This is a genomic window from Kitasatospora sp. NPDC056327 (assembly GCF_042261735.1).
In the GTDB taxonomy this organism is placed as follows: domain Bacteria; phylum Actinomycetota; class Actinomycetes; order Streptomycetales; family Streptomycetaceae; genus Kitasatospora.
This window is the reverse complement of the sequence record NZ_JBHJRC010000331.1, coordinates 1-8,888: the sequence shown is the minus strand read 5'-3', so window position 1 is coordinate 8,888 and position 8,888 is coordinate 1. Positions and strand designations below refer to the sequence as shown.

The 8,888-nt window shown below is 75.7% G+C and carries 5 protein-coding genes; 1 reads left to right on the top strand and 4 read right to left on the bottom strand.

Features of this window, described 5'->3' with window-relative positions:
• Positions 1–216 precede the first annotated feature (216 nt).
• Positions 217–1,113, bottom strand: a complete 897-nt coding sequence (locus ACFCX4_RS31560; protein ID WP_376150009.1) for an ABC transporter ATP-binding protein — start codon at positions 1,111–1,113, stop codon at positions 217–219.
• A gap of 198 nt (positions 1,114–1,311) precedes the next feature.
• Positions 1,312–1,803, bottom strand: a complete 492-nt coding sequence (locus ACFCX4_RS31555) for a GNAT family N-acetyltransferase (RefSeq protein WP_376150006.1) — start codon at positions 1,801–1,803, stop codon at positions 1,312–1,314.
• Between the two features lie 166 nt (positions 1,804–1,969).
• Here ACFCX4_RS31555 and ACFCX4_RS31550 point away from each other — a divergent pair, with 166 nt between their 5' ends.
• Positions 1,970–3,568 carry a M4 family metallopeptidase gene (locus ACFCX4_RS31550; protein ID WP_376150003.1) on the top strand — a complete coding sequence of 533 codons (1,599 nt, stop codon included), beginning with the start codon at positions 1,970–1,972 and terminating at the stop codon, positions 3,566–3,568.
• Positions 3,569–3,757: 189 nt separating this feature from the next.
• Here ACFCX4_RS31550 and ACFCX4_RS31545 read toward each other — a convergent pair whose 3' ends face one another.
• Together ACFCX4_RS31545 and ACFCX4_RS31540 are read right to left on the bottom strand one after the other, a co-directional pair.
• A complete protein-coding gene (locus tag ACFCX4_RS31545) occupies positions 3,758–8,332 on the bottom strand; it encodes a hypothetical protein (protein ID WP_376150000.1) in 4,575 nt (1,524 codons plus the stop codon).
• A 6-nt stretch (positions 8,333–8,338) separates the two neighbouring features.
• Entirely contained in the window at positions 8,339–8,668 is a 330-nt protein-coding gene (locus tag ACFCX4_RS31540; protein ID WP_376149997.1) for a hypothetical protein, read from the bottom strand.
• Positions 8,669–8,888: the final 220 nt, after the last annotated feature.

Genomic DNA, 8,888 nt, shown 5'->3' with positions numbered 1-8,888 from the left:
GGGGGGGGGGGGGGGCGGCCCCCGGGGGGGGGGGCCCCCTGTGTGTGCCGGCCCCGGGGGGCGCTGGGGGGGTTGGCCCACCTGGCCAATGCTTTGTACCGGGGGCCCCCCCGGTGGGGGCCCCGCCCCTTCCGGGACCTGCTGGTACTCCGCCCCGGGGTCCGTCGGCAGCCTGTCCGGATGCAGTGAGCGGCGGCCCGTCCCGGGGGCCCGTCCTCAGCCCGCCGGGGTGCGGCGGGCAGCGGCCCGGGCGGTCCAGCGGCCCTCGTGGCGGGCGATCCGGATCGGGTGCCCGAAGGTGGCGCTCACCAGCTCCGTGGTCATCACCTCGTCGACCGGACCGGACGCGACCGTCTCCCCGCCGCGCAGCAGCAGCGCGTGCGTGGTGGACTCCGGCAGCTCCTCCAGGTGGTGGGTGACCAGCACACTGGCCAGCTCCGGGTGCTGGTGGCGCAGCAGGTCCAGGCTGTCCAGCAGCATTTCGCGGGCGGTCAGGTCGAGCCCGGTGGCGGGCTCGTCCAGCAGCAGCAGCCGCGGGCTCGGCATCAGCGCGCGGGCGATCAGCGCCCGGCCCCGCTCCCCCTGCGACAGCGTCGTCCACGGGGAGTCCGCCGCCGGCCCCATGCCGAGGGTGTCGATCAGCAACTCGGCCCGGTCCAGCTCCTCCGGGGCGGGCTTGCGGTGCAGGTCCGGCTCGATCGTGCCGGTCGTGCCGGTGAGCACCACCTCGCGCACCGTCAGCGGCGAGCGCAGCGGGTGGCGGGGGTTGACGTGGCCGAGATGGGCGCGCAGTCCACGGATGTCGACCCGGCCGAGCCGGCGGCCGAGCACGTCGACCTCGCCGCGGGTGGGGTGGGAGACCGCGCCGAGCAGGGCGAGCAGGGTGGACTTGCCAGCGCCGTTGGGGCCGAGCAGCGCCCAGTGCTGGCCGGGGCGGATCGCGAGGTCGATCCCGCGCAGCAGGTGGCGGCCGTCGCGGACGACGTCGACGCCCCGGGTGCGCAGCAGCGGCTCCCCCGCGGTCCCGGCGGGCGGCGGGACGTCCTGCCCGGCGGGCGGCCCGGCGGGCCCCGGGCGCTGCTCGGGCGAGGTGCGCGGGTCGGGCGTGCTCATGCGGGCGGCCTCCTACGGGTCCGGGCAGCGTCACGGGCCGGCGCCGCACCGGACGGGTCCGCGCCGACCGTCCGCGTGCAGAGTACAACCGTCGGCCCGGACGGCGGCGGGGGTGTCCGAGCCGTGGACGCCGCCCCGTCGGGGCCGGCGCAGCCGCAGGTCAAGGGCCCCGGCACCCGACGGCTGCGGCGCGTGCCGTCAGAGGGCGAGCAGGCCGGCGTCGGTGGGGCGGAAGCCGCAGGCGTCGAGGTAGTAGCCGCGCAGGTGGGGTTCGAAGTCGACGTGCAGCCAGTCGCAGCCGGCCGCGCGGGCTCCGTCGGCGGCCGCGGCGACGAGCAGGGTGCCGACGCCGGTGCGCCGGGCGGCCGGGTCGACGGCGGTGTCGAGGAGGAAGGCGTGAACGCCGCCGTCCCAGAGGACGTTGACGAAGCCGAGCAGCGGGCCGCCGGTCTCCGGGCGGGCGCAGACCCAGCCGACGCTGTGCCGCTCCAGGCGGGCCCGCCAGGGGGTGGGCGCGCCGGGGTCGGGCGCGTCACCACCGAAGGCGGCGGCGTGCAGGGCGTCGACCTCGGGGTCGGTGAAGTCGCCCCGCCAGAGGAACAGGAGGCGTGGGGACGGGGCGTCGGACCAGGCCTCGGGCTCGGCCTCGGGCTGGGCCTCCGGCCCGGCCTCGGGCTGGGGCGTCGTCATGGCACGAGCGTAGACGCGCTGCTCACGGGTGGTCACCTCCGATCAGTACAGGACACAACTTGGCAAAAACCGGCCGTTTCCTCTAGCCCCGAATGACTGTTCACCGTCAATCTCATCGCAACCCTCCGTCTGCAGCGACCCTGCAGCATCCCCGACTGGAGTCAGAGTGAGCCCCTCCTCCTCTTCTCGCCGTTTCCTCACCGCCGGCGCCATAGCCGCCACCGCCGCACTCGTCGCCGCCACCGTCACCGCCGGCACCGCCGCGGCCGCCCCCGCCGGCCGCGACACGGCGATCGACCGGGCCCGCGCCAACGTCACCCGCAACGCGGCGGTGTTCGGCTTCACCGACGGCCAGGACCTCGTGGTCAAGGACGTCGTGCAGGACTCCGACGGCACCCAGCACGTCCGTTTCGACCGCACCTACCTCGGCCTGACCGTCGTCGGCGGCGACCTGGTCGTCCACCAGGACTCCCGCGGCCGGCTCAAGGACTCCTCCCGCGCGGCCGCCCACGACGCCGCGGTGCGCGGCATCGTCCCCGACGTCCCCGCCCGGCTGACCGCCGAACGCGCGCTGGAGGCGGCCCCCGGCATCGGCAACGCCGGCAGCAGCCCCGAACTCGTCGTCTGGGCCGCCGACGGCACCCCGCGGCTGGCCTGGCGCACCACCGTCCGGGGCACCGGCGACCACGGGCAGCCCGCCGGCCGGGTCGTCGTCACCGACGCCCGCACCGGCGAGCGGATCGAGGCCTACGACGCCGAGCACCAGGCCTCCGGCACCGGCCGCTCCGAGTACACCGGCGACATCACCATCGACACCACCGCCCGCAGCGGCGGCGGCGGCTACACACTGACCGACCCGCTGCGCGGCCACGTCACCAAGGACGCCCACAACGTCTCCGCCGACGCGCTGAACACGGGCTCCGGCACCCTCTTCACGGACCCCGACAACGTCTGGGGCGACGGGAGGAAGTTCTCCACCGACCGCGCCACCGCCGCGGTCGACGCCCACGCCAACACCGCTTGGACGTACGACTACTACAAGAACACCTTCAACCGCAGCGGCATCAGGAACGACGGCCGGGGCGCCACCGTCTTCGTCCACGTCGGGACCGCCTGGGACAACGCCCAGTGGTCCGACGGCTGCTTCTGCATGATGACCGGCGACGGCGACGGCACCACCGACCCCGAGCAGGTCGACCTCGACACCATGGGCCACGAGATGACCCACGGCGTCACCAGCGCCACCGCCAACCTCCGCTACAGCGGTGAGTCCGGCGGCCTCAACGAGGCCACCTCGGACATCTTCGGCACCATGGTCGAGTGGTACGCGGCCAACACCGTCGACAAGGGCGACTACCTGTTCAGCGACCAGTCCACCCCGCCGTGGCTGCGCCGCTTCGACAAGCCCTCGCTGGACGGCCGCTCCGCCGACTGCTGGAGCCGCAAGGTCGGCCGGCTCGACGTCCACAACTCCTCGGGCGTCGGCAACCACTGGTTCTTCCTCGCGAGCGAGGGCAGCGGCACCCGGACCGTCAACGGCGTCACCTACAACAGCCCGACCTGCAACGGCTCGACGGTCACCGGCATCGGCAACCAGAAGGTCGCGAAGATCTGGTACCGCGCCCTGACCGTCTACATGACCTCCACCACGGACTACAAGGGCGCACGCACCGCCTCACTGAACGCCGCCAAGGACCTCTACGGCGCGACCAGCACCGAGTACAAGGCGGTCGCGGCGGCCTGGAGCGCCGTGTCGGTCGCCTGATCCCGCCCCGCCTCTCCCACCCCGGCCCCCGCCCGCCCGTCCTTCCCCCTCCCCCGGGGGGCAACGGGCGGGCGGGACGGCGGGTCGGTCGACGCCGCCGGTGGTACCCGCCTGCGCCCCGCCGCAGCACCGGCGCACGGCCGGGGCCGGGGCCGGAGCCCGGCCCGGCGGCGTCACGGGCCGTTGGTGTCACGGGCCGTTGGTGTCCTTCCGCCAGAACCTCCGGCGCGGGGCCGCCGGGGCTCCGTCCACGGCGGTCCGGGCGGCCCGGTGGCCGGAGAACCACGGGTTCCGGCCGCCCAGATCCTCCAGCGCCCGTCCGATCACGCCCAGCTCGCCGGGGCGGGACGCGGCGACCACCGCCCGCCCCCGCACCGCGTCCTGGCCGGCACCGCCCCGGTGCAGGTGGAACAGCAGGGCCGCCACCTCCTCCGCGCGCTGACGGCGGCAGAACTCGTCGACCAGCCAACGCCGGATCGGGTGCGGCGCGTCCGCCCCGATCAGGCCGACCGTCACCTCCGCGATCCGCGCGCCCTCACGCGCGGGCACCAGGAGGGCCTCGACCAGCCTCGCGGCGCCCGGCAGGTACGGAACCGGCGCCAGGCGGCCGACCAGGTCGACGACCGTGCCCCGTGCGTAGGCGGCCTGCGCGATCACCACGGCAGCGGGGAGCACGTCCTGCCCGGCTCCCGGAGCGGTGGTCAGGACGCCCGCGATCCGGTCGGCCGACTCGTCGGCGAGCAGACGACCGGCGATCCCGTCCGCGTCCGCGTCGCCGCTCCCCAGAACCAGCTCGGCGAGGATCACGGCGAGCTCGCCCGCCGGACGCACCGCGGCGAGGAGCCGCCAGAGCTCCGTGCGTACGGCCGGGGCCCTCGGCCCCGAGCCTTCCGGCAGCCCGTCCCGGAGTCCGCCCGGTGCGAGCAGCAGCTCGGCGGCCTCCTGGGGCGACCGGTGGAGGACCGTCGCGATCGGCGCTGCCCGGCCCGCTCCGGCACGCGCGGCCAGCACGGCCGGGCGACCGTCCGCCCCGGCCGCCCGCAGGAGCTCCGGCCGGTCGACCTGCGGGTTCGCCTCGTCCAACTGCCGGAACCACGGCAGCACATCGGTGTCCGGGGGCGCCGCGTCGAGCAGTCCGGCGGCCTCCTCGAACCAGCCGCGTTCGTGCAGCTCCGTCCAGACCGCGGCCGCGGCCGGTGAACGGGCGATCATGCTCAGGACGGGAGTGGCCGCCACCGTCCCTCCGTCGAGGCGCACGTGCCCCAGGACGACCATCGCCCGGGAGGGGGACAGGCCCAGCGCCAGGAACTCCGTCACCGCGCGTCCGTGCTCGCCGCCCAGGCGGTGCACCGCGTCGAGCAGGCCGACGAGACCGTCGGCCCGCTCCGCCCAGGGCGCGGCCGCGAGCACGAGGCCGACGGCACGGCTCCGCCCGGCGGCCAGCAGTTCGACCAGGACCGCCGGCCACCAGTCGGCGGAAACCGTGCCCGCGAGGCGTTCCGCGCAGGCAGTCCCCGCGCTTCCCGGTTCCCCGGCGGCCGACAGGATCTCGGCGGCCTCCTCCGCCGGCCGCTCGGCCAGCACATCGCACAGCACCTCGAAGGCGCTCGTGTCCCGGAAGGCGTCCAGCAGTTCCGCCACCACCGCCGGCGGCTGGAAGCGGCCCAGCCGGTGGACGAGAAGGCCTGCCGTCAGGAGGCTTCCGGCCCGTTCCAGTTCCCCGAACAGGTCGAGCACGGCCGGGACCGACACCGGTCGGCCGCCCCGGAACACCGCCGGCACGTACCCGGCGCCGGCCCCGCCGCCGGTCGCGCGCGCCGCGCGGAACAGCGCGGCCGCATGGTGCCGGACGGCCTGTGCCAGCCGTTCGCCGGGACCCTCTGCGGTACGGCGGGCGTCCAGCTCCCGGACCAGTGCGCCGACGTCATCGGTCGGCCTGACCATCAGGAACCCGCCGAGCAGGGCGGTGACGTCCGTCGGCAGCCGGACCGTCGGCACATGGTGATCGAGCGCGACCAACAGGTCCGCGACCTCCGCCGGCGAGCGCCGCTCGGCCACGCCGAGCAGCAGTTCGCCGTTGCCGACGGCCCCCGGCCACCGCACCGGCGCCTGCTCGGGCTCCGGGTCCCACTCCGGCGTGGACGGGTCCGCGGTCTCGGCCACGACGATCAGGTCCGCCGCGGAGAGCCCCCCGAGCGCGTCGGCCAGCAGCCGCCTGCCGAGCTCGGGATCCCCCACGGCCAGGACGCATCGGGTGAGCGCCGCGACGCCCGGCAGGTCCCGGCCCGTGGCCGCCCAGGTGGACAGCAACGACCTCGCCCGCTCGCGCCGTCCCTCGGAGGCCAGCCAGTGCGCGATCCTCGCCGGCCCGTCGATCCCGCCGCCCTCGGAAACGTGCTGGAGCAGCTCGTCCTCGGCGAGCCCCGCGCCCCGGTCCCGGAGCGCGACCAGCACCCCGACCAGCGTCTCCCCGTCCCAGCCGGTCGCGAGCTCCTCCGCCAGCCGGTCCCCCAGCGGACCGCGCCGTTCCTTCCCCCGGGCCAGGTCCAGCAACTCGGCGAGCCCCTCCGGTGACCGGCGGGCGACGCGAAGCCGCCGCAGGAGTGCCCGCTGGTCCGCAGGGCGCGCCGCGACCAGCACGGAGATCAGATCCGCCGCAGGCCGGTCGGCCGCCCAGAGGGTCCAGACGTCCGCGGCGACGGTCCGGAGCCCGTCCCGTCCGAGCGACTCGATCAGCCCGGGCAGCCGTGCCACCGGATACCGGTCGGCCACGGCGGACACCGTTGCGCCGACAAGGGCCGGGTTCTTCGCCGCATGGCGGAGGAACCCGGCCACCGGGGTCGCACCCTGCCCGCACACCTCCGTCAGGAGGGGTGGGAGCAGGGCGGACGGCCCGCGCTCGACGAGCCGCACGGCGAGAGCCGCGGCCGCCCCCGGGTCGAAGGGGCGGAGCAGCCGGCTCAGCACGGCCTCGGCGTCCTCGTCCGCGCCGTCGGCCGACCACCGCTCCAGCGCCACGTGCAGCTCCGGTGCGGCGAGCCGGGCGAACTCCCCGTGGACGGTGCCCAGGTAGCCGTCCTGACCACCGCGACGCAGCGCGGCCGGCAGGTCGTACCGGTCCGGCCGGGCGGCCACGGCCTCCCGGAGTACGAACCCGGCCTCCTCCTCCCGGCCGGCCCGCGCGCGCTCGGCCGCCAGCCACTCGACGAGCCCGTCCAGCGGTCCCGCCGCGACGAGTGTCAGCGCCGCGGCGCGCTGCTCGGTGCGGCCGGTCACGGAGAGCACCCCGATGAGGCCGTCCGCCACCCGGGCACCGTGCCGGGCGATCGCCTCGCGCACCAGCCGGTCCGCCTCCGCCGCCAGGCCGGCGGCGTTCAGCGCGGCCAGCAGCGGTGGCAGGTCCGCCACCGGCCGCGGCGCGCCGACCAGCCACCGCGCGTCGGCGTCGAGCCCGGCCCGCTTCAGACCGGTCAGTCCCGCGGCCATGGCGTCCGCCGGCAGGCGCGCCGCGGCGCGCAGGACCGTCGCCCGCAACGGCCCGGCCTCCCCGGGCGGCAGCGCGGCGGCGTCCAGCGCGAGCAGGAGCTCGCCGGGAGGGCGGTCGGCGGCGGCCGAGTCGAGTACCCGGTGCGCGGCCCCGGCCGGGCCCCGGACGCAGAGCGCGGCCACCAGGTCCATCAGGGCCGCCGGCGAACGGCGCCGGCCCGCCGCGTTCCACAGCGCGGCGGCGACGGCTCCTTCGTAGGCCAGTCGGGAGCCCAGTTCGAGCACGTGGTCCACGGGGCCGACGGCGGCGCACTCCTCCAGGTACTCGGTGCGGCCGCTGGTCTGCACCTGGTGGACGGCCAGCGCCAGCAACAGACGCGGGTCGGTGGGGGCCGGCTTCCGGCTCGGTTCCCGGGCCGTTCCGGTCGGTGAGGTCGGTGAGGTCGGTGAGGTCGGACCGGCCTCACCTGCCTCACCGGCCTCAGCGGTGAACGGGCGGGGCAGGGCGGGATCGGTGGCCCGGCCCCGCGGCGGGCCGGCCACCAGGAAGTCCGTGTGGTCGACATCGGTGAGCACCCGGACGCGCTGCGGTCGTCCCTTCTTCCGGTACCGCTCGTGGAAGGCCTGGATCCGGAGCTGGGTCGCGACGCGCAGCTCTTCGAGGTTCAGCGGGCCGTCGTGCTCCAGCAGGGTGTCGAGCACGGCGCGCGAGAACAGGCTGAACGAGTCCCGCTCCGGGCGGCGCTCGTCGGGACCGACGAACAGTGCGTACTCGCCGGGGGAACACGCGTACAGGTGAGCGACCTTCCGCCCGGCGACGACCAGTGCCTCGCGGGTGGCCCAGCCGACCGTGCCGCTCATGAAGTCCTGCCGGACTCCGTTGCGGCAGGCGTCGATGAGGAACAGCACCTGGGCCGCCGGGGTCCGTTCGACCTCGCTCCGCCAGTCGATGGCGATGCAGCCGGACCAGGGCGGTTCCACTCCGGAGTGCAGGTCCTCGGGGATCAGGTAGTCCTTGCCCTCCGCGTGCAGTCCGTGACCGCTCAGGCAGATCAGCAGCGTCTCCCCCCGCCTGGCGGCCCTGAGGAAGTGTCCGACCTCGCCGTTGACGAAGTTCGCGCTGATCTGGCGGCCGCTCCTGGGCCGCACGACCCGGAAACCGCGTTCCCCCAGCGCCCCGTCCAACCGTTCGAGGTCCCCGGGGATGAACGGAAGCGACGTGCACCCGTCGAGCTCGTAGTCGCTGGCCCCGATCAGCAGCGCGGCGAACCCGCCCATCGAGGACTAGCGACCGAAGACGAAGGTGATTCCCCGTGTGCCCTGCACCTGGGAGCTGCCGATCAGCTGCACGCCACCGGAGGCGGAGACCTGGAAGCTCAGCTGGACCTCCTTGAGCGGCATCGGCCCGCCGCGTTCGGCGATCTGCTCGAACAGCTTCTGCAGCGCGTCCACCGTCTCGGCGAGGTTGCCGCGCAGCGCGCCGAGCGGGACCCGGCGCAGCACGGCCTCGCGGTCGCGTCCGAAGACGCCCATGGTGTCGCCGTCGTCCTGCTCGTCCTCGGTCACCCAGAACTCCAGGGAGTCCAGCTCAGTGATGCCCGGCTCGTCCGCCATGTTCCCCCACCCCACCGATCGACGTCCCAGGAGGACCGCGGCGCCCCGCACCGCAGGGCGAGAATAGCCGTCGGGCGCTGCTGGTTGAAGTCGATCTCCCTGTTGTCCGAGAAGTTCTGATGAGCCATCGGGTCCACGGGGGATCCCTGCCGGTTCGCCGGCCGACCGGTTCCCGGAGCCCGTGCCCGCCCCTCCCGCCGGTCCGGGCCGGCGGGAGGGG

Coding starts and splice junctions, on each gene's coding strand:
- ACFCX4_RS31560 (WP_376150009.1), bottom strand. CDS start 1,113: ATGAGCACGCCCGACCCGCGCACCTCGCCCGAGCAGCGCCCGGGGCCC.
- ACFCX4_RS31555 (WP_376150006.1), bottom strand. CDS start 1,803: ATGACGACGCCCCAGCCCGAGGCCGGGCCGGAGGCCCAGCCCGAGGCC.
- ACFCX4_RS31545 (WP_376150000.1), bottom strand. CDS start 8,332: ATGGGCGGGTTCGCCGCGCTGCTGATCGGGGCCAGCGACTACGAGCTC.
- ACFCX4_RS31540 (WP_376149997.1), bottom strand. CDS start 8,668: ATGGCGGACGAGCCGGGCATCACTGAGCTGGACTCCCTGGAGTTCTGG.